The following is a 25,188-nucleotide window of genomic DNA, read 5'->3' on the forward strand; positions in this document are numbered from 1 at the left end:
TGAGACAGCTTCGCTCTGGGCAGACGCTGCCGTTGCGCCGTCGGTCTGTCTCAACCGACCACGCAACGTTCCTCGGGCGGAGTCCGTCGACGAGGACGCGGCGTGGGCGGGCAGCGAGGACCTGTGCCGTAATGAGCTCGTCTACGCCCCGATGTTCTGGGTGCTCCGCCCTTTGCAGCCATCGGCTTCCGGACTTACCAAGCGATCACCGACTCAACTGGGGCCGGCTGGAAAATCTCCTGAGAGCACACGCAGCAATGTCGACTTGCCTGCGCCGTTCGGCCACACCAGTGCGACGACCTCCCTGGACCGCGCTCGCAGCGGTACGTCATCGAGCGGGGGTGGTCGTTGATATGCACGCTCACTCCGTCGTGGATGACGGGCTCGTCGCAATTCACATGTGTACCTCCTTCGCCCGCATCACAATCCATAGGAAGGACGGCGCGCCAAGAGCTGCCGTGAACAGACCGATGGCGTGGTCGCGGGGGCAGCCGTCCTTGTGGATGAGGCGGTCGTCGCCGATCGAGATGGTGAGCATGATGTTGTTCAGTAGTGCGGCGTAGGCAACGCCGGCGCGCACGGGCGTGGTGATTCCGGCGTCGATGATGGGCAGAATCGGAGAGTGCCCTTATGTTTATTGGTAGGCCCCAAACGGGGTCTGGTCGCTGGTCCTGGTATGGCTGATTTGCCCTGTCATTGATGATCCGAATCTTCTATATCAGTCAATGCGCCTCGGGACTGGTCTCGGTGCTGGCATGAAGGGCGTTAAGTGCTCGGTACAAGTGACGAGCGAGATAGCGCTTGAGGCACCGACGAATCTCTTTCGGAGTCTTGCCCTCCGTCGTTGGCCGGTTAACGTACTTCTGGGTGCCGTGATCGTGTGCCATCCTGACCACGACGGGCGTGTGGAGGGCACTATTGAGACGACGATCGCCACCACGGTTGAGCCGATGTCGGACAGTGTTTCCCGACGACGCTGGGACAGGATTGACTCTGGCAAGGGCAGCGAACGCAGCCTCGGAACGCACTCGCCCGAGATGGGACCAGGCGGTGTAGACGACTGCAGCATTGACCGGTCCGATGCCGGTCTCTTCCAATAGCGCGGCGTCGGGCGTGACCTCGTCGAGCATGGCTCCTTTCGTTTTCTTCGTCGTCTTCTTGTACGCCTTGGCGTATTTCGCGGTGATCTCTGTTCGAGTCGCCATCGACAGTTCACTACCCCTAGTGTCCGAGGGTCCACCATTTCGCGGGCAAAAGTATAAGAGACACCTAGGGTGGCATCCGGGCTGTCTATCTGAGTCTTGCCGCGGTATTGCGGTAAGGCTTACCTTACCTATACGATCACAAGTGACTGGAACAGTGCCCGGTGTAGACTGATAACTGTTCTCAATAAAAAGGAATGTGGGAGTGTGACGCATGGCTGAAGCGGATGCGACGGCAACGATTGCGGCCGAGCCTGGTGGCGCCGGCTCGCAGGCGAAGAGCGAGGGTCTCTTTGGTGCGGTCAAGAGCAGCCTCGCGGGGATTATCGTGCTGGCTGTCGTCGGCGCGGTGAGCAGTGTGATCCCGTTCATCGCGATCGTCGAGTTAGCGCGGACCCTGCTGCCGACGATCGACGGGGCGCCGGTCGACGCGGACCGGGTGTGGCTGATCGTCCTCGTGGCCGCGGTCGCACTGATTCTGAGCTTCGCCACGGCCTTCCTCTCCGGCGTCGTCGGTCATTTCGCTGATGCCGAACTCCAGCACTCGCTGCGCAAGCGGATCATCCGCCACCTCCAGCGCCTCCCGTTGGGCTGGTTCGACCAGCGCAACTCGGGTTCGATGCGCAAGCTCGTCGAGAACGATGTCGTCGCGCTGCACCAGCTCGTCGCGCACTCCATCCAGGACGTCCTCACCGCGATCACGGTGCCCGTGATCAGTCTGGTCTACCTGTTCATCGTTGACTGGCGGATGGCGCTGGCTGCGCTCGTGCCACTGCTGTTGGTCCTGCTGATCTACCCGCTGATGATGCGGGGCGCGAGCGAGAAGTACCGTCAATACGATGCGGCGACGCAGGCACTGTCCGGCGCGACCGTCGAGTTCGTGCAGGGCATCGCCGTCGTCAAGCGCTTCGGACAGGTGGGGCGCAGCCACCGCCGCTACCGGAACGCGACCGGCGAATACTCGAGGTTCGTCGGCGAGTGGACGCGCGAGACCGCTGTATTGTTCACGATCGTCGAGCTCCTCGTCTCGCCGATCGTGGTGCTCGCCTGGCTGCTGACCGCCGCTGTCTGGCTCGTCGCGAACGGCGGCGCGTCCCCGGTCGACGTGCTTCCCGGGCTCCTCCTTGGGCTCGGGCTCACCGCGCCGCTCATGAAGCTCGGGTCTTCGGGCCAGTTCCTGCGCAACGCGGCTAAGGCCCAGGAGTCCCTGACCGCGTTCTTCGCCCTGCCGCCGGTGACGCAGCCCGAGACGCCGCAGATGCCAGAGGGCCACGATGTCGGATTCGACGACGTGGCGTTCAGCTACGACGGGGAGCACCGCGTGCTCCACGAGATCGCAGCATCCTGCGCCCCCGGTACCGTGACCGCCCTGGTCGGCGCCTCGGGGTCGGGAAAGTCGACGCTGGCGAAGCTCGTTCCGCGGTTCTACGACGTCGACGCAGGTGGTGTCGAGATCGGCGGGGCGGACGTGCGCCAGGTCGCGCCTGGCGAGCTGTACCGTCACGTCGGCTTCGTCTTCCAGGACGTGCAACTGCTGCACACGAGCCTGCGCGACAACATCCGCCTCGCCCGCCCCGCCGCCACCGAAGATGACGTGGAGGCCGCCGCCCGGGCCGCGCAGATCCACGACCGCATCCTGCGCTTCGAGCGCGGCTACGACGCCGTGGTCGGCGAGGACGCCAACCTCTCCGGCGGCGAAGCCCAACGGGTCACCATCGCCCGCGCGCTTCTCGCAGACGCCCTGGTCCTGGTGCTCGACGAGGCGACCGCGTTCGCCGACCCGGACTCGGAGGCGTCAATCCAGCACGCGCTGAGCACTCTCGCGGCCGACCGCACCGTGCTCGTGATCGCCCACCGGCTGCACAGGATCACCAGCGCCGACCAGATCCTCGTTCTCGACGACGGTCACATCATCGAGCGCGGCACGCATCCCGAACTCGTTGCGAGCGGCGGGCGCTTCGCCGCGATGTGGGCCGACTACCAGGCAAACCATGCCCGCTCCCTCCCGGAAGGAGTCCAGCCGTGATCCGCCGCCTGCTGCACTACTGCTCGCCCCGCGCCCGGCACCTGGTGATCGCGGAGCTGAGCCTCGTCGTGGTCGCCGCCCTCCTGCAGGGCATCGCATTTCTCCTGCTCGTCCCACTGCTGCGATCGCTGTTCATCGGAGACCTCAACGCCGCGTCGACATGGCTGATCGCCGTCGCCGCAACCGCCGTCGGCTACGTCGTCGCATCGTGGTTTGCGAGCCAGATCGGGATGCAAGCCTCCACGGCCGTGCTCGACTCGCTGCTCGAGCGCCTCGGCGACAGCGTGGTCTCGTTGCCCGTGGCCTGGTTCTCGACTGACAGGACCGGGCTCGTCACGGGACTGGCCACGCAAGGCGCGATGTTCGTCTCGACGATGCCCTACGCCATCCTGCGGCAGATCCTCGCCGGGTTCATCGCTCCCGCGACCGTTCTGGTCGGGATGTATTTCTTCGACTGGCGGCTGGCGCTGGCGATGACCGTGATGGTGCCGATCATCGCGATCGGGTACCGCTGGCTGAGCCGAAGGATCGGACGCGGCGATCACGCGCACTCGCTCGCGGTCGCCGAAGCCTCGAACCGCGTCGTCGAGTTCGCCCGCGCCCAGCCCGCCCTGCGCACCGCCGGCGAGAGCTCGATCGCCGACCGTCTCGTCGAGGAGGCGCTCGAACACCAGCACAAGGAGTACAGGGGGTTGCTGATCACCGGGGGCGCGGGGATCGCGATCTTCGCGGGACTCGTGCAGCTCTCGATCACCGTGCTCCTTGTCGTCGGAGCGTTTCTCGCCGTCGGCGGGACGGTCGACATCGCGACCCTGATCGCGCTGCTCGTGCTCGGGGTGCGGTTTAACGAGCCGATCGTCGCCGCGGGCGAGCTCGGTGGCGGGGTCGCCGTGGCGAAGACCACGATCGACCGCCTCGACGAGCTCGCCGTGGTCCCGCGTCTCTCCGAGCCCGAGCATCCGGCGACGCCGGCCGATTTTGACGTCGAGTTCCAGGGCGTCACCTTCGGCTACGGCGGCGATCCCGTACTGCGAGACCTCTCGTTCATAGCCCCGGCCAGTGGAATGACCGCGATCGTCGGCCCATCGGGCTCGGGCAAGACGACGATCACCAAGCTCATCGCGCGCTTCTACGACCCCGAGGCGGGGACGGTGTGCATCGGTGGCGTGCCCGTACCCGAACTCGGCACCGACGTTGTGGCGGCGGCTGTTGCGCCGGTGTTCCAAGATGTGTACCTCTTCGACGACACCATCCTGAACAACATCTGGATAGGTGACCCCGACCTCAGCCGCGACGAGGTGATCGCCGCCGCCACCCGCGCCCGCGTCGAAGAGATCGTCGCACGCCTCCCCGGCGGATGGGACGCGCGAGTCGGAGAAGGCGGGTCGAACCTCTCCGGCGGCGAGCGGCAACGCGTGTCGATCGCCCGCGCCCTGCTCAAGGACGCACCCGTCGTGCTACTCGACGAGGCCACCAGCGCGCTCGACATTGGCAACGAGATCGCTATCGGCGAGGCCATCGACCAGATCCGCGCCGACCGCACCCTCATCGTCGTCGCCCACCGGTTGCAGACAATCATGACCGCCGACCAGATCATCATGCTCGACGGTGAAGGCGGCATCCGTGAGGCCGGCGGCCACGCCGAGCTGCTCGCCCAGGGCGGTGCCTACGCCCGCTACTGGCGCGAGCGCGTCGATGCCGCCGGCTGGAAGCTCTCCCGCCACGACTGAACCACCCGAACACAGGAAGGAACACCCCATGTCCGACACCACTACCCCACCCCAGACCGCCACAGCCGAACGCCAGCCCTTCTCGCTGACCTTCAAGGCCCGCGATCTCCTGAACGTCGCGATCTTCGCCGTGATCTACATCGTGGTGATCTTCGCCATCGCCATGCTCGGCATCATCAGCCCCCTCGTGATGGTGATCACCCTGCCGCTGGCCCCGCTGGTCGCCGGCATCCCGTACATGCTGTTCCTCAGCCGCGTGCGCCACAGCGGCATGCTCGCCCTGTTCGGGCTGGTCTTCGGGCTCGCCTCGATGGGGTGGGGCCACCCGTGGCAAAGCGTCCTGGTGATCCTCGGGGTCTCCCTGATCGGCGAGATCGTGATGTACCTCGGCCGGTACCGCTCCAAGTGGGCAGCGATCTGGACCTACACAATCTTCTCCACGTGGATGATCGGACCATGGATCCCGATGTTCCTCGACCGCGACGCCTACCTCGCATCGCAGGGATCGGAGTCGATGGGCAGCGACTACATCGCGCAGATGGACGCCCTGCTGTCCGCTCCGGTGATCCTCGGGGTGTGGGGCGCAGGGGTCGTCTTCGGCTTCCTGGGCGGCCTGGTCGGAGCCGCAGTGCTGCGCAAGCACTTCGTCAAGGCGGGACTCGCGTGACCGACACGACCGCGCCCGCCGGGGCGAAGTCCGCCCGGCCCTCGTTCTCGCTGAGGTTCAGCGCGCGCGACCTGACCAACGTCGCGATCTTCGCGGTCCTCATGATCGTTGTCACCTACGCGATCGGGATGCTCGGCATCCTCTCACCGCTGGTCTGGCTCGCCGCCGTGCCGGTCTCGGTGCTCGTCAACGGGATCGTGTTCATGCTGTTCCTCACCCGGGTCAAGCACGCCGGGATGGTGACGCTGCTCGGCGTCGTTGTCGCACTGTTCTACCTGCTGACCGGCAACACGATCTTCAGCACGATCGGTATCATCGTGCTCGCGGCCCTCGCAGAGGTCGTGCTCTGGGTCGGTGGCTACCGCTCGCGGTGGGCGGCGATCTGGTCGTACACGATCTTCGCCCTGAGTTTCTTCACCCCGTTCCTGCCGCTCGTCTTCGATCGCGAGAACTATCTCCAAAGCCCGAGCTTCTCGAGGATGGGCGAGGAGTATGTCGCCGGCGCCGACGCGCTCGCCACGCTTCCTGTGCTCGGCGTGCTCGCTCTCGCTATCGGGGTCGCCGGGTTCCTCGGCGCTCTGCTCGGCTCCGCGATGCTGCGCAAGCACTTTGTCCGCGCCGGCCTTGCCTGAGATCGCCGCCGCCGCTGTGGCACGGCGGGGGCTCGACCCGCGCAGCAAGATCCTGCTCGTGCTGCTTGTCAGCCTCGCCGTCATGAGCCCCGGCGGACTGCTGTTCGTGCCGGCGGGGGTCGTGCTCGCGATTGCGCTCGCTCTGTCGGAACGCGCCTGGTCACGCATCGTGGTTATTCCCGTCGCCGCCGTCGTGATGTACCTGCTCGGCTGGGTGCTCCCGCTGCTCTGGACCAACCCGGTGGTCACGGTCGTCGCGATCGGCTGCGGGTACCTCATCCGGTTCGTTGCAGCGTTCGGAGTGGGTGCCCACCTCATCGCGACGACCTCGCCGACGCAGTTGAGCGCGGCGCTGCATGCCTGGCGGTTGCCGCGGGCGATCTCGGTCACCCTTGCCGTGATGCTGCGGTTCTTCCCCGTCGTCGCGGCCGAGTCGGCGGCCGTGCTGGATGCGATGCGCCTCCGCGGCCTCGCTGGCGCGACCGGCCTCGCGCGGCATCCGATCCTCAGCATGGAGCGGTTCACCGTGCCGATGATCGCCGCGAGCCTGCGCGCCAGCGAAGACCTGTCGGCCTCGGCGATCCTGCGCGGACTCGGCTCACGCCACGTTCCCGTCTCTCTCGATCCACCCCGCTTCGGCTGGCCCGACCTCATGCTGGTTCTCGCCTTGGCCACCGTCGCGGCGGCGAGCCTGCTGCTCCCGAACCCCCTGACGACGGTGATCGCATGATCGAGATCTCGAAAGTCTCCTGGAGGTATCCGCACGCCGACAAGCCGGCGCTGCGCAACCTCGACCTGCGAATCGCGCCCGGCCAGTTCGTGGTCCTGTGCGGGGCGTCGGGGTCGGGCAAGTCGTCGGCACTCCGGCTCATGAACGGACTCGTGCCGCAGTTCCACGACGACGGACAGCTCACCGGCACCGTCACCGTCGAAGGCATGGTCACCACCGACGTCGAGCTCGACGCCCTCGGTCTGGTCACCGGCACCGTGCTCCAGCATCCACGACGGCAGTTCTTCACCGACAACGCCCGCGAGGAGACAGCCTTCGCGATGGAGAATTTCGGCTTCCCCCGCGAGCAGATCCAAGCGGGCGTCGATGCGAACATCGCCGACCTTGCAGAGCGGGTTCCGGTCGAACAGCGCCTGCAGCACCTGTCCGGCGGGCAACAGCAGCAAGTCGCGATCGCCGCCGCGACCGCCCACGACCCGCGCATCCTGCTGCTGGACGAACCCAGCTCCAACCTCTCTGCCGACGCCGTGCGCCGGCTCGCCGCGACGCTCTCGGACCTCAAAGCGCGGGGCGTCACCATCGTCGTCGCCGAGCACCGGCTGCGCTTCCTGCGGGACCTCATCGACCGGGTCGTCGTGATGCGCGACGGGGCCATCGAGATCGAATGGACGGCGGAACAGTTCCGCGCCGTTCCAGACGACGCCCTCGCGAGGGAAGGGCTCCGCGGAGAGATCCGCTCACCCGAGCTGGCCATCCTCGCCACAGCTGGAGCGAGTGCCCTGAACCCGAGTCCGGCCGCCGAGGTCCTGGACGCGGCACTGGAACTCGTCGGCATCCGCTGCCGACTCGGCGGCCGCACGGTCCTCGACCTCGAGCGCGCCGCGTTCGCCGCGGGCGAGGTCACCGCGATTCGCGGCGTCAACGGTGCCGGCAAGTCCACCCTCGCCCGCATCATCACCGGCCTGCAGCGCTCTGCCGGCACCGTGCGGCTCGACGGACGAGTACTGAGCCGGCGGGCGCGGCAGCGGGCCAGCGCGATCGTGATGCAGGACGTGCAGCGGCAGTTGTTCACCGACAGCGTCCAGGCCGAGATCGACCTCGCCCGCACGGACGAACCGGCCGCACCGGACACGGCCGTGGTGCTCGAGACGCTCGACCTCGCTCAGCTGGCCGAGCGTCACCCGCTGGCACTGTCAGGCGGTCAGCAGCAGCGCCTCGTCGTCGCCACCGTGCGGGTCTCCGGCCGGCGCATCGTGATCTTCGACGAGCCCAGCTCCGGCGTCGACCGACGCCACCTGCAGTCCATCGCCGACCAGATCCGGCAGATCGCCGCCGACGGCGCCGTCGTGCTCCTCATCAGCCATGACGACGACCTGCTCGCCCTCGCCGCAGATCGGCAGCTCACCCTCGCCCCTATCGCCCGGGGGCAGAGTGCGAGCCGGGGCACCGCGGTCGGCCTGACACGACCCTTCGAGGAGACAGCATGACCGCCGACACTTCATCCGCTGCGCCGCCCACAGCCGCCCGACCGCAGATCCCCTTGGTGCTAGGCGCGGTGCTGCTCATCTACCTGGGGCAGATGACGCTCAACCCGATCATCGCGCCGCTGTCTCGCGAGGTCGGACTGGCCGAGTGGCAGGTCGGGGTGACGATCAGCGCCGCCGCGCTCATGATCGTGCTCACCAGCCAGTTCTGGGGGCGCCGCTCCCAGTCCTGGGGACGCAAGCCCGTACTCGCAGCCGCGTTCGCGCTCGCGATCGTCACGATGATCCTGTTCGCGTGGCTGGCCTGGCTCGGTATGACCGGCGCGATCACCGGTGTGGCTCTGTTCCTGCTGTTCGTGCTCTTCCGCGGGATCGGTTTCGGCGCCGCGATCTCTGCCGTCCCGCCGACTGCACAGGCGTACATCGCCGATGTCACCACCGATGAGACCGCCCGCGTCAAGGGCATGGCCGGCGTCGGCGCTGTCCAGGGCATCGCGATGGTCGGCGGGTCCGTCATTGGCGGGCTGCTGTCCGCGTTCGGCCTGATCACCCCGCTCATCGCCGTACCCGTGCTCCTCCTGCCCGGACTCGTCCTCATCGCCGTACGCCTGCGCCGCGAACCGCGCCACGAGCTCATCCAGACCCCCGCCCGAGTCGGCCCCTTCGACCCGCGTGTATGGCCATTCCTGCTCGCCGGCTTCGGGATGTTCACCGCACTCGGGTTCATCCAGGTCATCACCGGCTTCATCGTCCAGGACCGCCTCGGCCTCGACGCCCAGGCCACCGGGCTCGTCACCGGCGGCGCGCTGCTGGCCGCAGGCGTCGGGATGATCCTCGCGCAGGCCGTGATCGTGCCCCGCAGCGGCTGGGCCCCGCCGACCCTGCTGCGCGTCGGAGGCGCTATCGCATTCGGCGGGTTCCTCCTGCTCATCCTCGATTCCGGCCCGGTTCCACTGTTCGCCGCGATCCTGCTGATCGGCCTGGGCCTGGGCATCGCCATGCCCGGCTACACCGCCGGCCCCACGCTCCTCGTGACCCGCGAGGAGCAGGGCGGTCTGGCCGGGCTGCTCAGCGCGACCACCGGCCTCACCTTCGTCATCGCCCCCACCGCCGGCACTGCCCTCTACGGGGTGTGGGCGCCGCTCCCGGTGACCACGGGAGCGGTCATCATGGCCGTCATCACCGTGTTCGTGTTCGTACATCCCCGCTTCCAGCGCTTGCCCGCCAACTCCGACGGCACCAGCATCGAAGCATGATCTCGGGCAACCACAACCCGCATCCTGCGAAAGGAACCCAATGAGCCGCGCTCCGTTTCACTCTGAAATGATCTCCGACCCCAAAGTGTGGGAGATCCTGGTCGAACTATCCGTCCATGACGTCCGTGCATTCGCAGAAAGGCGTTCTCGGGCTGAGCAAAGCCCTTCAGGAACCCGGGAATCGCGCGGATCGCGGCGCCGCCTCGGGGACCCTTTCGAAGCCGCTGAAGTGGGGTTCTCCATCTCACCGCAACTCGGGGATCAGCTCTACCTCCTGGCAAGGCACAGCGGGGCGAGGACCGTGGCGGAGTTCGCCACATCACGAGGGTTCTCCACCCTGTTCCTCGCAGCGGCGGTGCGGGACAACGGAGGGGGCACCGTGCACACCGCTGAATTGGTACCGGAAAAGTCTCAGGCCGCCCAAGAGCACATCCGCCGGGCTGGCCTAGAAGATTACGTCGACTTTCGCGTCGGAGACGCCCGCGACGTGCACCGCGAACTGCCCGACGGCGTGGACCTTGCGCTGATCGACGGCTGGGATCCGGACGTCTCTCTCCAGGTCCTGAAAGTAATCGAGCCCAAATTGCGTTCCGGCGCCGTGGTCGTCAACGACAACCAGGAGGAAGATTACCTCGCCTATGTCCGGAACCCGTCCAATGGTTATCGGAGCATGTCTTTACTCTCCGGTTCCGAGCAAAAAAAACGCTGCGAGATCTCGCTGCGGATATGAGTGCCCGGAATGAGTCACCGGGCATTTCCAGGCGAAACCAGGACCTGCCTGTCGGAAAGCAGCCGGTGCAGGTCTCTTTTCCGACGCTTATAGTTGAGGGGCAGACGACATCTCGACCGGTGGTATGTCGGCACAGCGGTCGTAGAGACGGCGATGCAGGCACAACCGGTTCGGCGCCGGTGGGGTAAGCCACCTCCGGACCAGGTCACCCGCCTGAGTGGTGGCTGGGTCGCCGATGGTGGTGCGCTTGACCTTGTTCGCCGAGCCCCGATCAGAACGAACTTCGTCTATCAGCAGCTCCACCGTGCAGCGGGCTACCACCACTCCTTCGCGGTTCAGGTGCAGCCACATCTTACCGATCGGAGTCGAGTGTTCGAGGCGTCGACCACCCGCACCGCATCGCCGGAGCCGGGAGACTCTCGACATCGAGTGGTTCAGCCTGAACCACCGGTAGGGCCTCGAATCTTGAGATGGTCCTGTTCCGCACGGGACAAAGCGGGAGGGGGCGGCACTCACTGCGAGCGATCAGAAGTCGCTGCGCGCGAGCTCACGATCTCTGCAGCTTCCCCGGCTTCCGGCAGTGGCTGACCGAGGTGGTGACGGGGCGCGGATCATGATGCTCCGATAAGGGCTAGCCGAACGGAGGTGGGCGTCCTCGCCGACCACCGCGGAGAATACGTCACCGGTGGTGGCGTCCACTTGGTCCCCTCCGGGACGAGCCGGTTGACCTCACCAACCGGACTCCGGTGGACCGCTGCCTACGGCTGCGCCCCGAGACCGAGGACCTGCTCTCCTTGGTCAGCCACCCCGACCAGCTGGTGCTGGCCGCCGTCAAGACCTCGCGGCGTGACCCGGCCGGGCGCTGGAAGGCCCTCGACGTCGAGATCAAGAGCTGTCGACGGCCCAGGTTGAGGTCGTGGTCCGTGCCGTCGCGCCAGAAGTGGTTCAACTGCACGGTGTCGGCGTCGAGATCCTCGGACAGTCCCTCGTCACCGCCGGCGACAACCCCGACCAGATCCAACAGCGAGGCCGCCCTCGCCGAGCTCTGCGGCGTCGCTCCCCATCCGGGCATCATGGAGGCCATCGAGCAGCGGCGGGTGCAGCCCGTCGTCATCGGGAAACCGGGGCGCGATCGACTTGCAGCATCATCGTGTCGGCCGCCTTGGTGCCCAGCGCCCGACCGCTCGCATCGAAACGCTCCAGGGGACCGCGCAGGCCCAGGGCTGAGGACCGCCGCGCTGCGCTATCCCTCCTGGCCGTCCGGCTCGGCGGACGCAGAGCCGCCGCCGAGCCGCCAGCCGGTGGCGGCGTCCTGCTCCCGCCAGAACTCGGCGAAACGGCCACCGGCGGGGAGCAACTCGTTGATCGGGCCGTCCTCGACGATCCGGCCGTCCTCGAGGAAGATCACCCGGCCGGCGGCGCGGACGCTGGCCAGGCGGTGGGCGACGATGACGCAGGTGCGCGAGGTCGGGTCGTCGGTGAGAGCCTGGACGATTGCGCGCTCATTCTCTGTGTCCAGGGCGCTGGTGGCCTCGTCGACGAGCGGGATCGGGGCCGGCTTGACGAGGGCGCGGGCGATGCTCACGCGCTGGCGCTCCCCGCCGGACAGGGCGCTGCCAGCCTCGCCGACTCGATTCGCCCACCCGTCGGGAAGACGGCCGAGTACTGTGTCGAGCCGGGCGAGCCCGGCCACGTGGCCCAGCGCTTTGTCATCGGCGGCGGGGTGACCGGTGTCGTCACGGAAGTGGTGAACGACCCGGCCCGTTTGCCCGGAACACCGATAGCAACCTTCGCATCACGCTTGGAAATATCAATTCCTGCCGCGCGTTCATGAACGAGGTCCATGACACGCCCCCACCGGAGTTTGGATATTCAATTACGGTGCCTGCCGCGTAGGGGGTGGAATCAAATCAGGACTCTAGTACTCGTGCTTGTAGCAACAATCCACGGTTCCCGTGGAACCCTCCGCACCAAATCGGGCTGGCCCGCACCAAGTAGGGACCGGTGTCGACGCGGCAAGCATGTCTATGATGCACCGACTGGGTTGTCCGGACCACAGGAGAAGGCAACATGAGAGGGACTTTCGAACTCCACGGCGCGCAGCGGCGCTGATCCGCTTAAAAGGTAACGCAGTAGACAAGGTCTATTGCTACGTCATCCTCGACACGTACTCACACCGCGTCGTCGTCTGGTCGATCGATTCCTCACCGACAGGAGCACTGGCTACCAGTGCCATCGGCATGGCCATCGACAGTCGCCTCGACACAAGCGTCGAACCGGGGACGATGATCCGCTCCGACCAAGGCGTGCAGTTCGGCGCTTGGGCCTTCACCAAGCGCGCCAGAGATGCCCTGGCGATTAGACCGTCGCGATCGGCAATACCGTCACTGGTAGCACATCCACTTCCGCAAGCGTCGCATTCCTCACCTTACGAAACTACTGGCTGAAACTCGATGTTCTCCGCTTGGCAATCGAATGCCTGCGACGCGGGTGTGCACTGGAATGAGTTCAGTGACCATTCTCCTGCTCGTAGTTATTGGCATCCTCACCGGTCTGACCACCGTGCTGTTCGGCTACGGAGGCGGGTTCATCACCGTTCCCATCATTGTCTGGGCCGACGCCGCGATCGGCCCCACCGCGGGCACCGTCGCTGTCGCGACGTCCTCGCTCGTGATGGTCGTCAACGCCGCCGTCGCCACAGCAGCAACGCCGCGTTCGATCCTTACCCGTCCGCAGCCGCGGTGTGCTCCTGGGTCTGCTCGCCGCCGGCGGTCTGCTCGGCGCCCAGCCTGCTGTGACGATTCCGCCGGAAGTGGGCTAGTGGGGCTTCGTAATTTACGTCGCCGTCACGATCATCGACATGCTCGCCCGCCCCAGATTCGTTCGCCCCGCCAGGACTGCATAGGACGATGCCGGACGGCCAGCGATCCCGACCGCCGCCTGCGTGCCCATCCACGCAGCCGCTGCTTTCCTCGGTGTCGGGGGCAGCGTCATGACCGTCGCGCTACTACGCCGCGCCGGTCTCCCGATGGGACATGCTGCAGCGCTCGCGAACCCTCTGACCCTCGTGATCATCATTCTCGCCACCCTCGTGATCATCATTCTCGCCACCGTCGTGTTCTTCCTCGTGCGCCACACGTCGAACCTGGACAGTGCGGTGTTCGCCGTCGGCATCGTCGATCATGGCACCGGACCCCTCCTCCTGGTCGAAGCGATCCCGGTGAGCGTGGTCGTCCGCCGTCGCCCACCCCGAATCCCCGATCGTATACACGCGTGGGCCTGTGTCGGCCTCTTGTTCATCGTCTTGACAGCAATGTTCCTACCGCTGCTGACGGCCATTCAAGGGTAACCACAGCATACGGGCGTGACGCGTCTCGACCACGCAGTCCATGCCGCCGCCGACGTGTGCGTTCTGGCTGCCCCGGCAACGAACTTTAACGCGGCCCTGACACAAGCGGCGTCGGTCTTCTATGCGTTCGTTGACGCGGCGGCACCAGACGCCCGGTCGCGGCTCAAGGCCGCAACGCGCCGCGCGACAAACGCCGGGCGCCATGTGAGATCGGTAACGTCAACGACCTACGCAACGAGCCCGACATCGAACCGTGAAGCCTGCCGGGCACAGTTTCGACGTCACACGCGAGATAGGTCATGCCACGCTACTCCATTGATGTTATGGTGACCTTACCAAGTCGTCGATCATCGCCGGTAGGGCATCACGTCGTGCTGAACGCCCTCGTAGCCGCGGCCTTGTCGCTTATCGCAGCGATGATCGCGCTCGCTTGTCCCGTGCCATCTCGGGAGACCTGACGACGAGGAGTTGGCTCACCGGGTCAGACCTCAACGGAAACATAGAAGGAACGCACTGATGACTGGCATTGACGCACAGGGTGAACTGTCCGTTCGCAAGCCGCTCACGGCGCGGAAGTACGGCATTCTGCTCGTCGCTCTCGGAGCGCTTGGGCTGGTCTTCTCCTACGGGGTGGCAATGGCGAAACTCGACCTCGTCGCTGATCCCGAGTCAAGCCTCGTGTGTGATCAAGGCGGGGTGATGATGTGCAGTCCAGTATTCGCATCCCCTGGAGCAGCATTCCTCGGCTTTCCGAGCTCCTTCCTGGGAATGTCCGGGTTCACCGTCATGATCGTCGTCGGCGTGCTCGCTCTTGGCCGTGCCGGCCTGCCGTCGTGGTTCTGGACCTGTTTCGGTATCGGAATGACGGCCGCGCTCATATTGATGGTGCTCTTTGAGATCTACAGCCTCGCCGGTGTCAGCGTGATCTGCGGTGACTGCGTTCTGGTGTGGCTGATCACAGCAATCGGCTGCTTCTACACCCGCGCCTGGCAGGTCCAGAAAGGACACGTGCGACACCCCCGTGCTTTCGGACGTCTCGTCACTCGACATCGCCTTGCCGTCACCGCCGTCTGGGCGGCGGTCGTACTGACGTTCGTCGTCGTGCGCGTAAATCGCCGGCTGAGGCTTCCGCCCGTTCCACCGACCAACACTGTCAAGGGAGAAGCATCTTGCCAAGCTTGAAGATCCGCAACCCGAGCTACCGGACGATGATCCGCGCTACCGTCACCCGCGTGACACGGCTGACTCCGAGCTTTGTCAGCATCACACTGCACTCTGAAGCGATGGGCGAGTTCGACTATCTCGGCTTCGATCAGGCCGTGCGCCTTTTCCTCCCCCGTGCCGGGCAGAATGAGCTCCGGCTGCCGGCCGCTACGGGCAACAGATGGATCGCGAAGTTCTTCTTGACGCCCACGTCGATCCGGCCGCATGTGCGCAACTACACGATTCGCGCGCACCGCCCGGAGGCGAAAGAAGTGGATATCGAGTTCGTCACCCATGGGGATGACGGACCGGCGTCGGCATGGGCAGGGCGTGCCCGCCCCGGCGACGGAGTCGGCCTGTTTCCCGAAGGCATCCAGTATCTTCCCAATGACGAAGTCACCACGCACTTGCTCGTAGCAGAGGAAAGCGCCGTTCCTGCAATACTGAGCATTCTCGATCATGCTGCCGACAGTTTCCGGGCGGAGGTGTTTTGCGAGGTGCCTACCTCCGAGGACGTACGGGACATCCCGTTCCGCGACGGCGTACGGATGCACTGGCTGCCCCGGAATGGATCTGGCGAGATCCCGGGGCGGCGCGCTCTCGACACTGTCCGTCAGTCTGAACTACCCAACGGTGAGATCTACTGCTTTCTTGCTGGGGAGAGCGGTCTGCCCACCGGGTTGCGCCGGCATCTGGTCGCCGAGCGTGGTATCGCGAAGTCCTCGATCACCTTCGTCGGCTATTGGAAGTACGGAAAAGCCGCTGTCGGATAAGTGACCAAGCCCGGTCTCCGCTCCCCGCGTAGCGCCGGCGTCAATCACCATCCGACCGGCAAATGCCAAGGGGCTCAGGAGCGCTACTGCTCAGCGATAGAAGACAGAAGAGAACGGAGTCCGTGGGCGAACCGCTCGTCGAAAGGGTCGTCGATGAGTTGCCGCCCGACCGTCGCGAGAGCCGGGTACTCCTGATCGTCGACACGTCGGGCGAAGCTGTCTGAAGTGATGGGAGATCTCTCCTGCTCCTCCTGCACCAGGCCCAGGAGGAAGAAGTGCAACGACCAGAAGGTTCGTACCGCACGGAGTGGATCCGCGCCGGCCTCTAGAAGAGCAGTGATGGATGCGTCGGCCACTCGTAGCGTGTTGCGCTCGACCGCCTCGGTTCCGGCAACTAGACGTGCGCCGTCACGATGGGCCAGCAACACGGTGCGATAACGTTCGAGCAGCGCCTCGATCCGTTCAATAGGGTCTGTCGGAAGATCATCGAGGCTCAAGTGGCCAAGCACTTCCGCGGCCATCAGGTCCAGTAGCCGCCTTTTCGTCTTGACCTGGAATGAGACGGAGTTCAGATGCGCTCCAAGTCGCCGCGCGATGCCGTTCAGTGTCACCATCCCTAAGCCGCCCTCCTCAAGCAGCTCAAAGGCCACCCGAAGCACGTCCGCCCGGTTCCTCCGCTTGGCCACTGCTCCTCCTTGTCCGGCAACGACTGCGACGCCAACATTTACATTAGTTGCCAACCAATCATATTCTTGGTCAGCGACCAAGTTTGAAATTCGTCGCGCCGTTCGCATGCAGACGGTATGCGCACCCACCCCTAACCTTGCGGGTCAAGTTCTCCTGAACATTTCCCGCGTCGAGTCCCCTGTTCGCCGACACGCTGCTCGGCGGCGCCGACCGTGGCCGCCAGGAAGACGAGAGGCACGACATGATCGAGGTGACCGGGACGAGCTCGCGCGCATCCTGTCGTCCCGGATATCGCCGGACGCCCCCAGATGGCCCGGTTTCTCGCCCTGCTGAAAGGTAAGGAGCTCGCGCGCCCAGTCCACACGACTGCCCCGCACCAGTCCGCGATGTAGTTCCGCGTACTGGGAAAGGACGACGCGCTCGCCGTGTTCTAGGACCTCCCGCCCCGAGCTGGCTGGGATGATCAGCGAACTCGTCACTGCTAGTGCCCCGAGATTGCTCGAGCAGTTCAGGATTGGAGTCGAAACTGCTGCAGAGATCCCTATCGTCGCAGTCGCCAATCCCGAGCGAGCTCGGTCGTTAGCTGCGTTCGCGAAGCTCGCTGGCATCAGTCCGGCACCGGCAGGGTCGAAGATGACGAGTGGAAAATACCGTATCAACCATGGTAGGCATCGACAATTGAATGCCGCGATCTATCGGACAGTGATAGTAAGAATGCGTTTTCATGAGTCGACTATCGCCTACGTGAACCTTAAGGCTGAGATGTATCCCGGCGAGTATTTCGCCAGCGTCGACCATTTCATTGCGTGGTTCGATTTATACATGTGCTGGACCCCGGAATAGCTGAAGGGCATAACTCCGATGGAGAGTCGAAATCGTGTCCTTAACCGAGAACACAGCTAGAATTTAACTAATCCAGCTTTCGGGGGCCAACTCACTTATCGGGGCCGCCTCGGCAGGGCTACCCTTCCCCGTTGCCCGCCATCGATCGGCTGGTGGTCGAGAGGGTATTCGTCGGTGTCGATCCGATTCGTTGCGCTCATGCGATCAGTGTAGCCAGGGACCGTGCAATATCACCCCACCGAGGCTTCATTCGCCATTTGGTGCGGATCGGCGATGACTTCGATGACGAGAGGGCAGGTCACGCCGTCGCCTGCCGCTTCTGCACTGTATTCTTCTATGCGCGCGACAGCAGCAGTGAGTTGTTCCCGATCAGTCACCCGAATACCCTCAGCACCCAAGCCTTCGGCCGCTCGTGAGATCGAAGGCCATGCCATGAACGCGTTTTCGGGTTTCGCTCCGACATCGATGAGTTTGAGGTATTCGGCACCGTAGCCGCCGTCATTAATGACGACGATGATCAGCGGCAGCGACTGCCGGACGGCAGTAGTGATCTCCACGAGGCCCTGCATCGCACCGCCGTCGCCGACCCAGACAACTGTCGGCAGTGCCTGGTCGACTGACGCGACTCCGACCCCTGCACCGATACCCAGCCCAATCGAGCCGAAGTATCCCGGATAGTCCATGGTGCCAGGAGCCGGCGTGATGTGTGGCCACACGGACACCGTGAATCGGCCGACATCGGTCAGTTGGCGAGTTCCCGGTGGCAGCACCCTGTCTATTTCGACGACTGACTCGCGCGCGTCGACGTAACCGCCGCCGGTAGTCGAGGTGAAATGTTCGCGATTCTCTCCTGCATTGGCCTCCGCGATCTCGGCCAAACGACGAGACCCACTCGGCTCCTGCCCCACGTCACGGAGGATCTCCAGCAGATCCTCTGCAGCAGCACCGGCATCCGCGACCGCTCCGAGTGAGATCGGACCATATCTCGCCAGCGCCTCCGGATCGGAGTCGACCTGAATCACGCGCTTGTCAGCCAGGAGTCGATAACTGTCCGTCTGCCAGTTGTTGAGCGATGCTCCCAGCACAAGTACAACGTCGGACTGCCCAATGTGGTCGGAGCCGAGCCTGCTCGAAAGTGTTCCGAAGATCCCGAGATTCTCAGGCTGCCCGGAGAACAGCTCGCGCCCGAGCAGGCTGGTCATCACAGGGGCGTCGATGAGCCTGGCCAGTTCAAGAACGGCGTCCCCCGCACCTGACCTGACGGCGCCGAGCCCAGCGACGACAAGCGGGCGCTTCGCCGCCAGCAGCATCGCCGCTGCGCTTTCGACACAGTCCGAATCAGGGCGAATTCGCTGAGGCGCAAACGACGGCCAGGTCGGTACCGCGTAGTCAACGTCTGCCGACATTAAGGGGAGCGGAATGTCGACGACAACCGGTCGCGATTCGAACCGCGCCCTGGTGAACGCCTTGGCCAATGTCGACAGAGCTGTACCCGCGGATCTGACTCGCTCGAACTGCGCCCCCGCATGCTGAGCGAATCCCGGGATATCGGTGTGCTGGAAGAACTCGTGCACATCAGGAGTGTCACCCGTGAGGAGAACCAGTGGAGCCTGCGCCCGTACCGCCTCCGTCAAACCCGTCAGGGTGTTCGTCAACGCGGGACCGTGCGTGACAGTGGCGACGCCCAAGCCGCGGCTGGCCCGTGCATAGCCGTATGCCATGAGGACAGCGCCGTTCTCGCCGACGGCTGGAACGTAGGTGCCTCCCTCGCGTTCGATGTAGTCTCCGAGGAATGCCAAATTGGCATCTCCCATGAGTCCGAACACTGGCTGAGTGCCGCGCTCGTCTGCTAAGAATTTCGCAATCGCTTCGTGCAGCTTCATGATCGATCCTCGAGTCCGTCGGCGTCCCTGATCAGTTGTCCGTCAACCATTGTGTCGACGATCGAGATGTCAGTGATCTCGCTGACAGGGACCGCGTGTGGGTCGGCGCTGAGCAAAACAAGATCGGCTAGGTACCCCTCGCGGATCGCGCCGAGGCGGTCACCCATCCCCGCCGCAGCTGCGGCTGACGTCGTCCACCCGGCGACCGCGTCATAGACTGAGATCCGTTCCGCTGGAGCGAGCAACGTGCCTTGATCGGTCCGCCTCTCGACAGAGGTGCGTATCCCCTGCAACGGACTGCCGGGAAGTGGACGATCCGTACTGCCGATCAGGGGCACGCCCGCATCGACGAGCGATTGACCACGGTAGAGCCCGGAGACTCGGTCCTGTCCCAGCTGTTCGGCGTAATCATCACCGGAGACCCAGAGGAAGCCGGACTGACCGACGACACTGAGGCCGAGGGCGGCCAGGCGCGGAATCTGATCGTCGCGAATAAGCCCGCCATGTTCGATCCGGTGTCCACCGACGTGGTCAGGAGTGAGGCGGAACGATTCGTCGAATATGTCGAACGCGATGTCGAGTGCGGCATCGCCGATCGCGTGCACAGCAAGCGTCCACCCCCCGGCGATGGCATCAATCATATTCCTGCGGAAGACACTGAGGTCGTCTCGCAGCATCCCGCAGCTGTCGGTTCCGATGTACGGCTCGGTCAGCAGTGCCGTCCTCACCGCCATTCCACCGTCGAGCACGAACTTCATGGGACCGATGCTGAGCATGTCAGAACCTATGCCGGTGCGAAGCCCGAGGTCGAGCCCCCGCGAGAACGCATCCATGCCGCCTGTCACCGCATGCAGGGCATCGTGACTGGGCATCATCTGGATGCGCATCGGCATTCGCCCCTCGTCGATGAGCTCTTGGAAGCCGATGAGGTCCAGCGGGTTGAGACTGCCGATGCTCCCGCCGGCCCCCGCCTCGATGCTCATCGTGACACCATCCTGTGCGGCCAGCCCGGCCGCTGTGGCCACTGCGCCCTTGACCTCCTCGATCGGATAGGGCAGTCGCTGCTGCTGCACCACTGCCTGTTCTTCCTCGTGGAGAACGCCTCGAGCGTCAATGGCATGTTGCCGCAGATTCGGATCCTCTATGTCGCGAATGACAGCCGACGAGATGACTGACGAATGACTCGAGGTGTGCCGGGCCCAGGCCTTCCGCTCGCCAACGGCCGCATCGAGATCATCTGCCGTGAGGTCTCGACCGAACGCCCGCTGGTCATATCCAGATATCTCAACCCACGTTCCAGTGGACAGGCCGGCGGCGTAATCGGCGATCAGCTTGATCACCCCGTCGACGGAGTCAATTCCGGAGATGTCGAGGGCGTTGAGGGTCTGCCCAGTGAGCTGGAGGTGGGTGTGGGCATCGATGAACCCGGGAAGGATTGCGCCGGAATGTGCGATTTCGCGCCGTGCAGACAATCCCTCGATCTGCTCATCGACGCCGACGATCCGGTTGCGCCAGATGCCGACCTTGCGTGCGTTGGGCCGTCCCGGATCCATCGTATGGATCACATCGGCCGAAATTCTGAGATCGAGTTCCATCACTGCTCCTTCTGACGCTCGGTCGCCGCAACCGTCGGAGAGGCACCACGTCGCCCGCCGGTACCATCGTCCATCGCGCCCATTCTGGCCGAAACTTCACGCGGCTCCAGCCCTGCCGCACCGTCGAGGTGAGCTCGGGTGCGATCGCGATCGTCTGCGCTGCGGTTCTGCCCCATCTTCGCCTTCGCCTGAGCCTTCTCCACCCGGATCCAGAACCCGCTGACCAATGGCAGCAGCTTCTCCAGGCGCTGTCGCGCAGTCTCGTCCATCTCCCATGGAACCTCGGATTTCGGGTCCTTCTGAATTTCCTCCCGCCTGACCAGGTCGATGAGATGTTCGCGCAGTGCGTCTTCGTCCATCATTGTCGTAGTGCCGGCCAAATGCACGACGGAGAAGTTGTAGGTCGGCAGTCCAGGATCGTCGTACCAACCGGCACTCACGTAGGCCCGAGGGCCGTGGACGATCGCCAACGCCTCACCCCCTTCTCGAAGGCTCTGCTCCACAGGGTCAGATCGAGTGATGTGCCCACTGAGCAGAATCCCATCCACAGAGTCTTCAAGGAGTATCGGTACGTGGGCAGCTCGCAGCGGATTCTCGACGACCAAGGTCGCCAACGAGTTCTCCGCAAGGAGTTGATCGAGCTCGTCGAGTGCATCGACTTCGAACAAAGGGTTGATCCACATATTTGTCCTAGTACAGTTAGAATCTGTGTTATAACTAATCGTGTCCACTTTTGCATACCGTCCCTTCGTTGTCTAGGAAGCTCATGCAGTCTGATAGATTCGAAAGCGTGCTGGATGATGAGTTACGCCGCTCAAAGACTGCCCGCGACATCGCCAACGCCGTCGCCTCGGCAGTGAGCTCAGGTGAGCTCCAACCTGGGACCGCACTTCCTTCCATCCGGCGTCTCGCCACGACCAGCGGCGTCAGTCCTGCCACGGTCAGCTCGGCGTTTGCCATCCTTCGCCGCCGCAATGTCATCACCACGGCTCAGCGTCGCCGCGCGAGAGTCACCTCGAAACCAGCACTGCCGGTCACCCGGTCGATGCCGCTTCCACCCGGTACCAAGGACGTCTCTTCGGCTTCCCCCGATCCGACTCTTCTGCCCGATCTGGGCAGACTGCTCAGCGACGACCTCTGGCAGCCCACCGCCTACAGCACAGACATCTGGGATCCCGCACTTCACCGAGCGATGAGCGAGGCATTCCTCGTCGACGGAATCACGGGCGAACTCACTCCGACCAACGGCTCGCTCGATGCGATAGAGAGAATCCTCTCTGCCATCACCCACCCAGGTGATGCGGTTGCCGTGGAGGACCCTCTGTGGAGCTCGATGCTCTCGCTCGTACGCGTCCTCGGCCTCGAAACGGTCCCGGTGACGATCGACGACCATGGCATGAAGCCGGAAGCGCTCGAAAAAGCACTCAAAGCTCGCAAGTGCTCCGCGGTGATCCTCACTCCGCGTGCGCAGAATCCGTACGGCTCGGCTATGGATCCCGATCGCGCAGCCGCACTGCGTGCCGTGCTGGACAATGATCCCTCGCTGTTCATCATTGAAGACGATCACGCCAGTCTCGTTGCCGGAAGCCCCATGCAGACAGTCACGACCGGTCGCGACCGATGGTCCATCACTCGGTCCGTCAACAAAGCCCTCGGACCGGACCTCAGGCTCGCCGTGACCGCCAGTGATCCCCAGACGGCGGAACAGGTCCAGGGCCGTTTCATCGTCGGTCCCGGCTGGGTGAGCCACTTCCTGCAGCGACTGGTAGCCCGAGCACTGAACGATGACGCAGTCGCCGAGCGGATGCGAGAGGCCGAGAGCGAGTACACGGCTCGACGCGATCAGCTCATAGGCGCCCTGGCAGCTCACGGCATCGAGGCTCATGGGACGAGCGGAATGAACGTCCTCATCTCCGTCGACGACGAAACCGCAATCAGCTCTCACCTGCTGGTGGCAGGATGGAGCGTGCGGTCCGGCGCACCCTTCCGTCTTGAGTCTCCTCCATTCCTCCGCGTCAGCGTCTCTCAGATATCTCCACATGACCTCGAACGGTTTGCCGACACCCTGGTCGAGATCATGCACAGCGGCCGCAGCTCGAGGTACTGACTCACGCCGACAATGCACGCACAACGGATGATGGAGAAGCTCGGCCGAGAAGATCTGCCATCCAACTGCTCGCCTCGACCAGGGACGGCAGTTCCACCCCTGTGCGGATGCCCATGCCCTCGAGCATCCAGACCAGATCTTCGGTCGCGAGATTGCCCGTCGCGCTGCCGGCGAACGGGCATCCGCCAAGACCGCCGGCAGCGGAGTCGAAGATGCGGATCCCGCTGTCAAGGCCAGCTAGGACGTTGGCAAGGGCCTGCCCGTAAGTATCATGAGCATGCAGCGCGAGGCGCGTCCGCTCCTCTGCGGTGAACCTGCCGAGGAGTTCACGAACGTGCCCTGCGCTGGCGACCCCGATCGTGTCGCCGAGGCTGACTTCACTGCACCCTGCTGCGAAAAGACGACGAGCGACACTGAGGACATCGTCGATCGGTACCCGCCCTTCCCACGGATCACCGAAGCACATCGAAACATATCCACGGACGTGCAGCCCTGAGGTCTGCGCCACGGAAGTCACCCTCTCGGCGGCAGCCAGAGCCTCCTGCCATCCGGTGTTGAGGTTGTTTCGGGCGAAGCTCTCCGTTGCGCTGACGAAGACTGCGATGGATTCGACGCCCGCGGCCAGCGCACGGTCGAGGCCGCGCTCGTTCGGAACGAGGACGGGCAGATGAACCCTCTTCAGGTGACGAACCCCGGCGAACACCTCGGCGGAATCCGCCAGTTGCGGAACCCATTTCGGGGACACGAAGCTCGTCGCCTCAACAGTGTCGAGTCCGGCATTCGCAAGACGCTCGATGAACGTGATCTTGTCCTCGGTTGCGATGATCTGATCTTCGACCTGCAGCCCATCACGCGGTCCCACCTCGCAGATCGCCACCTCGGCGATGGTCGACGTTGTGGGGTGAGGATCAGGGAATGCCGGTGTCATGCCCGCAGCTCATTGAGCAGCTCAACGGCATGTTCGACGCGGACCGCGCCGTCGGAGACCAACCGTTCGACGATCTGGTCGACCTCGTGCGGCTGCGCACCTGCGGTGACGGCAACATTGCGAGCGTGCAGGGACATATGGCCGCGTTGGATCCCCTCAGTCGCGAGTGCCCTCAATGCGGCAGCGTTCTGCGCCAGTCCGACCGCCATGATCACGGAGGCGAGCTCGGCCGCCGTCGCTACGCCAAGCACCGACACTGCTGTCTTCGCGGCCGGGTGGACACTTGTTGCTCCACCCACGAGCCCAACCGGCATTGGGAGCTCCATCGTGCCGACGAGGTTGCCCTCACGGTCGACTTCGTAGCGCGACATCGCAGAGTAGAGGCCCTGCGCCGCCGCATGCGAGTGGGCTCCGGCCTCGACTGCTCGCGTGTCGTTTCCGGTTGCCGACACCACCGCGGTGATCCCGTTCATGATTCCCTTGTTGTGGGTCGCGGCCCGATAGGGGTCAGCGACCGCAAGCTCGGCCGCGTCGAGCATATCTTCGACGACATCGGCACCGCCGAGGAGTTCTGCGTCGAAGACACCACGCACCCGGGTGAGACGCCGGTCGGCCTTATTCGTGAGAATACGCAGCAGCGGACGCCCACCGGCAATCTCTCCCAGCCTCGGCGCCACGGCCTCTGCCATCGTGTTCACAGCATTGGCGCCCATGGCGTCGCGCACGTCAACGACGAGGTGAACGACGACATACGTCCCTCGCCTGCTCGGCACGAGGCGAACGATGATGTCACGAACGCCGCCGCCGACCTCGACGAGCCGGGGATCCTGGCTGTCGGCGAGGGCGCTGATCTCTTCCGTCGATTCGAGCAGCCGCAGACGAGCGGCTTCGGGGTCAGTGATGTCGAGGAGTTGAATCTGCGCCTGCATCAGGGGATCTGTCTGCGACGTGGTGAATCCGCCGGTCGCACGTGTCATCCTCGCGAGATTGCTCGCCGCCGCAACGACAGAAGGTTCCTCTGTCGCCATCGGAACGAGCACATCTCTTCCATCGACGAGGAAGTTCGTCGCGATCCCGATCGGTGTGCCGAGCACACCCACAACGTTCTCGATCATCCGGTCGGCCTGGTCGAGCAGCAAGCCCGACTCAGGGTTCCACGTCTCGAAACGAGACTCTGAAAGGCCCGAGACCTCGGCTACTTCGGCCCGTCTCAGGCTGACTGAGTACTTTCGGAATCCCGAAATCCTGCTGCTTCGCGCCGCGTCACTGCTCACGCTGTTCCTCCACTGATGGTTCTCATCGATTGTCTGACGTGGTCACTGTAAATGCCATACCCAGTGCCGCGGTATGGCCGAAAGTCCAT

At 64.6% G+C, this 25,188-nt stretch carries 25 protein-coding genes and 1 pseudogene; 14 read left to right on the forward strand and 12 right to left on the reverse strand.

The window, feature by feature from the left end; translation table 11 throughout:
* Positions 1 to 213: 213 nt before the first annotated feature.
* The 3 genes and pseudogenes from FO013_RS14100 to FO013_RS14110 all read right to left on the reverse strand — a co-directional run.
* Positions 214 to 393 carry an ATP-binding cassette domain-containing protein gene (locus tag FO013_RS14100; protein ID WP_143923214.1) on the reverse strand — a complete coding sequence of 60 codons (180 nt, stop codon included), beginning with the start codon at positions 391 to 393 and terminating at the stop codon, positions 214 to 216.
* 1 nt (position 394) lies between these two features.
* Positions 395 to 580: a hypothetical protein gene (locus FO013_RS22640; RefSeq protein WP_222103634.1), complete on the reverse strand. Its 186-nt coding sequence runs from the start codon at positions 578 to 580 to the stop codon at positions 395 to 397.
* Positions 581 to 722: 142 nt separating this feature from the next.
* Positions 723 to 1,127 (reverse strand): annotated as a pseudogene (locus FO013_RS14110) (transposase); the annotation flags it as partial.
* Positions 1,128 to 1,416: 289 nt separating this feature from the next.
* On the opposite strand from FO013_RS14110, the gene FO013_RS14115 reads away from it, so the two are divergent.
* Genes FO013_RS14115 through FO013_RS14150 form a run of 8 tightly spaced genes read left to right on the forward strand, consistent with a single transcriptional unit; the run spans position 1,417 to position 10,457 of the window.
* Positions 1,417 to 3,228 carry an ABC transporter ATP-binding protein gene (locus FO013_RS14115; protein ID WP_143923215.1) on the forward strand — a complete coding sequence of 604 codons (1,812 nt, stop codon included), beginning with the start codon at positions 1,417 to 1,419 and terminating at the stop codon, positions 3,226 to 3,228.
* A complete protein-coding gene (locus tag FO013_RS14120; RefSeq protein WP_143923216.1) occupies positions 3,225 to 4,958 on the forward strand; it encodes an ABC transporter ATP-binding protein in 1,734 nt (577 codons plus the stop codon). The genes FO013_RS14115 and FO013_RS14120 overlap by 4 nt, the downstream gene beginning before the upstream one ends.
* 28 nt (positions 4,959 to 4,986) lie before the next feature.
* Positions 4,987 to 5,625 (forward strand): MptD family putative ECF transporter S component, encoded by a 639-nt coding sequence (locus FO013_RS14125; protein WP_143923217.1) that lies wholly within the window; start codon positions 4,987 to 4,989, stop codon positions 5,623 to 5,625.
* Positions 5,622 to 6,257 (forward strand): MptD family putative ECF transporter S component, encoded by a 636-nt coding sequence (locus FO013_RS14130; protein ID WP_143923218.1) that lies wholly within the window; start codon positions 5,622 to 5,624, stop codon positions 6,255 to 6,257. Before FO013_RS14125 ends, FO013_RS14130 begins: the two co-directional genes overlap by 4 nt.
* The gene (locus FO013_RS14135) at positions 6,250 to 6,987 is read left to right on the forward strand and encodes an energy-coupling factor transporter transmembrane component T family protein (protein ID WP_260848161.1); all 738 of its coding nucleotides are present in this window, start codon (positions 6,250 to 6,252) and stop codon (positions 6,985 to 6,987) included. Before FO013_RS14130 ends, FO013_RS14135 begins: the two co-directional genes overlap by 8 nt.
* On the forward strand, positions 6,984 to 8,474 hold the full coding sequence (locus tag FO013_RS14140) for an ATP-binding cassette domain-containing protein (RefSeq protein WP_143923220.1): 1,491 nt from the start codon (positions 6,984 to 6,986) through the stop codon (positions 8,472 to 8,474). The genes FO013_RS14135 and FO013_RS14140 overlap by 4 nt, the downstream gene beginning before the upstream one ends.
* Entirely contained in the window at positions 8,471 to 9,727 is a 1,257-nt protein-coding gene (locus FO013_RS14145; protein ID WP_143923221.1) for an MFS transporter, read from the forward strand. The genes FO013_RS14140 and FO013_RS14145 overlap by 4 nt, the downstream gene beginning before the upstream one ends.
* Before the next feature lie 40 nt (positions 9,728 to 9,767).
* Complete coding sequence (locus FO013_RS14150) at positions 9,768 to 10,457, forward strand: O-methyltransferase (protein ID WP_143923222.1); 690 nt, start codon at positions 9,768 to 9,770, stop codon at positions 10,455 to 10,457.
* 679 nt (positions 10,458 to 11,136) lie between these two features.
* On the opposite strand, the gene FO013_RS14155 is transcribed toward FO013_RS14150, so the two are convergent.
* The 3 genes from FO013_RS14155 to FO013_RS22890 form a co-directional block, all read right to left on the reverse strand.
* Positions 11,137 to 11,571, reverse strand: a complete 435-nt coding sequence (locus FO013_RS14155) for a hypothetical protein (RefSeq protein ID WP_143923223.1) — start codon at positions 11,569 to 11,571, stop codon at positions 11,137 to 11,139.
* 129 nt (positions 11,572 to 11,700) lie between these two features.
* A complete protein-coding gene (locus tag FO013_RS14160; protein WP_313900589.1) occupies positions 11,701 to 12,150 on the reverse strand; it encodes an ATP-binding cassette domain-containing protein in 450 nt (149 codons plus the stop codon).
* Positions 12,039 to 12,302: a hypothetical protein gene (locus FO013_RS22890; RefSeq protein WP_260848181.1), complete on the reverse strand. Its 264-nt coding sequence runs from the start codon at positions 12,300 to 12,302 to the stop codon at positions 12,039 to 12,041. Before FO013_RS22890 ends, FO013_RS14160 begins: the two co-directional genes overlap by 112 nt.
* Positions 12,303 to 12,487: 185 nt before the next feature.
* Here FO013_RS22890 and FO013_RS23275 point away from each other — a divergent pair, with 185 nt between their 5' ends.
* The 4 genes from FO013_RS23275 to FO013_RS14180 all read left to right on the forward strand — a co-directional run bounded on the left by FO013_RS23275 (position 12,488) and on the right by FO013_RS14180 (position 15,782).
* The gene (locus tag FO013_RS23275; protein ID WP_395949802.1) at positions 12,488 to 12,904 is read left to right on the forward strand and encodes a DDE-type integrase/transposase/recombinase; all 417 of its coding nucleotides are present in this window, start codon (positions 12,488 to 12,490) and stop codon (positions 12,902 to 12,904) included.
* A 497-nt stretch (positions 12,905 to 13,401) separates the two neighbouring features.
* Positions 13,402 to 13,806, forward strand: coding sequence for a hypothetical protein (locus FO013_RS22895; protein WP_260848162.1), 405 nt, complete (start codon positions 13,402 to 13,404; stop codon positions 13,804 to 13,806).
* 516 nt (positions 13,807 to 14,322) lie between these two features.
* Positions 14,323 to 14,988, forward strand: a complete 666-nt coding sequence (locus tag FO013_RS14175; RefSeq protein WP_143923226.1) for a vitamin K epoxide reductase family protein — start codon at positions 14,323 to 14,325, stop codon at positions 14,986 to 14,988.
* Positions 14,985 to 15,782: a siderophore-interacting protein gene (locus FO013_RS14180; protein WP_222103636.1), complete on the forward strand. Its 798-nt coding sequence runs from the start codon at positions 14,985 to 14,987 to the stop codon at positions 15,780 to 15,782. The genes FO013_RS14175 and FO013_RS14180 overlap by 4 nt, the downstream gene beginning before the upstream one ends.
* A gap of 83 nt (positions 15,783 to 15,865) precedes the next feature.
* Here the strand turns inward: FO013_RS14180 and FO013_RS14185 are convergent, their stop codons facing one another.
* A complete protein-coding gene (locus FO013_RS14185; protein WP_222103637.1) occupies positions 15,866 to 16,468 on the reverse strand; it encodes a TetR/AcrR family transcriptional regulator C-terminal domain-containing protein in 603 nt (200 codons plus the stop codon).
* A 460-nt stretch (positions 16,469 to 16,928) separates the two neighbouring features.
* Between FO013_RS14185 and FO013_RS23280 the strand changes: the two genes are divergently transcribed.
* Entirely contained in the window at positions 16,929 to 17,312 is a 384-nt protein-coding gene (locus FO013_RS23280; protein ID WP_143923227.1) for a transposase, read from the forward strand.
* 230 nt (positions 17,313 to 17,542) lie between these two features.
* Here the strand turns inward: FO013_RS23280 and FO013_RS14195 are convergent, their stop codons facing one another.
* From FO013_RS14195 to FO013_RS14205, 3 genes are read right to left on the reverse strand one after another with little or no spacing between them, the layout of a single operon-like run.
* On the reverse strand, positions 17,543 to 19,195 hold the full coding sequence (locus tag FO013_RS14195) for a thiamine pyrophosphate-binding protein (protein WP_143923228.1): 1,653 nt from the start codon (positions 19,193 to 19,195) through the stop codon (positions 17,543 to 17,545).
* Positions 19,192 to 20,790, reverse strand: a complete 1,599-nt coding sequence (locus FO013_RS14200; protein ID WP_143923229.1) for an amidohydrolase — start codon at positions 20,788 to 20,790, stop codon at positions 19,192 to 19,194. Before FO013_RS14200 ends, FO013_RS14195 begins: the two co-directional genes overlap by 4 nt.
* The gene (locus tag FO013_RS14205; protein WP_143923230.1) at positions 20,790 to 21,473 is read right to left on the reverse strand and encodes an FMN-binding negative transcriptional regulator; all 684 of its coding nucleotides are present in this window, start codon (positions 21,471 to 21,473) and stop codon (positions 20,790 to 20,792) included. Before FO013_RS14205 ends, FO013_RS14200 begins: the two co-directional genes overlap by 1 nt.
* A gap of 83 nt (positions 21,474 to 21,556) precedes the next feature.
* Here FO013_RS14205 and FO013_RS14210 point away from each other — a divergent pair, with 83 nt between their 5' ends.
* Positions 21,557 to 22,897 (forward strand): aminotransferase class I/II-fold pyridoxal phosphate-dependent enzyme, encoded by a 1,341-nt coding sequence (locus tag FO013_RS14210; RefSeq protein ID WP_143923231.1) that lies wholly within the window; start codon positions 21,557 to 21,559, stop codon positions 22,895 to 22,897.
* Position 22,898: 1 nt separating this feature from the next.
* On the opposite strand, the gene FO013_RS14215 is transcribed toward FO013_RS14210, so the two are convergent.
* Positions 22,899 to 23,825: a hydroxymethylglutaryl-CoA lyase gene (locus FO013_RS14215; RefSeq protein WP_143923232.1), complete on the reverse strand. Its 927-nt coding sequence runs from the start codon at positions 23,823 to 23,825 to the stop codon at positions 22,899 to 22,901.
* Entirely contained in the window at positions 23,822 to 25,099 is a 1,278-nt protein-coding gene (locus tag FO013_RS14220; protein WP_143923233.1) for a hydroxymethylglutaryl-CoA reductase, degradative, read from the reverse strand. The genes FO013_RS14215 and FO013_RS14220 overlap by 4 nt, the downstream gene beginning before the upstream one ends.
* Positions 25,100 to 25,188 lie beyond the last annotated feature (89 nt).

The sequence above is a fragment of the Brevibacterium aurantiacum genome, assembly GCF_007558825.1.
GTDB lineage: Bacteria > Actinomycetota > Actinomycetes > Actinomycetales > Brevibacteriaceae > Brevibacterium > Brevibacterium aurantiacum_A.

Bases quoted from the DNA above. Each gene is read 5' to 3' on its own strand.
- FO013_RS14115 (WP_143923215.1), top strand. From the start codon at position 1,417: ATGGCTGAAGCGGATGCGACGGCAACGATTGCGGCCGAGCCTGGTGGC.
- FO013_RS14125 (WP_143923217.1), top strand. From the start codon at position 4,987: ATGTCCGACACCACTACCCCACCCCAGACCGCCACAGCCGAACGCCAG.
- FO013_RS14140 (WP_143923220.1), top strand. From the start codon at position 6,984: ATGATCGAGATCTCGAAAGTCTCCTGGAGGTATCCGCACGCCGACAAG.
- FO013_RS14145 (WP_143923221.1), top strand. From the start codon at position 8,471: ATGACCGCCGACACTTCATCCGCTGCGCCGCCCACAGCCGCCCGACCG.
- FO013_RS14150 (WP_143923222.1), top strand. From the start codon at position 9,768: ATGAGCCGCGCTCCGTTTCACTCTGAAATGATCTCCGACCCCAAAGTG.
- FO013_RS14155 (WP_143923223.1), bottom strand. From the start codon at position 11,571: ATGACGACGGGCTGCACCCGCCGCTGCTCGATGGCCTCCATGATGCCC.
- FO013_RS22890 (WP_260848181.1), bottom strand. From the start codon at position 12,302: ATGGACCTCGTTCATGAACGCGCGGCAGGAATTGATATTTCCAAGCGT.
- FO013_RS23275 (WP_395949802.1), top strand. From the start codon at position 12,488: ATGCACCGACTGGGTTGTCCGGACCACAGGAGAAGGCAACATGAGAGG.
- FO013_RS14175 (WP_143923226.1), top strand. From the start codon at position 14,323: ATGACTGGCATTGACGCACAGGGTGAACTGTCCGTTCGCAAGCCGCTC.
- FO013_RS23280 (WP_143923227.1), top strand. From the start codon at position 16,929: ATGATCAGCGAACTCGTCACTGCTAGTGCCCCGAGATTGCTCGAGCAG.
- FO013_RS14195 (WP_143923228.1), bottom strand. From the start codon at position 19,195: ATGAAGCTGCACGAAGCGATTGCGAAATTCTTAGCAGACGAGCGCGGC.
- FO013_RS14200 (WP_143923229.1), bottom strand. From the start codon at position 20,790: ATGGAACTCGATCTCAGAATTTCGGCCGATGTGATCCATACGATGGAT.
- FO013_RS14205 (WP_143923230.1), bottom strand. From the start codon at position 21,473: ATGTGGATCAACCCTTTGTTCGAAGTCGATGCACTCGACGAGCTCGAT.
- FO013_RS14210 (WP_143923231.1), top strand. From the start codon at position 21,557: ATGCAGTCTGATAGATTCGAAAGCGTGCTGGATGATGAGTTACGCCGC.
- FO013_RS14215 (WP_143923232.1), bottom strand. From the start codon at position 23,825: ATGACACCGGCATTCCCTGATCCTCACCCCACAACGTCGACCATCGCC.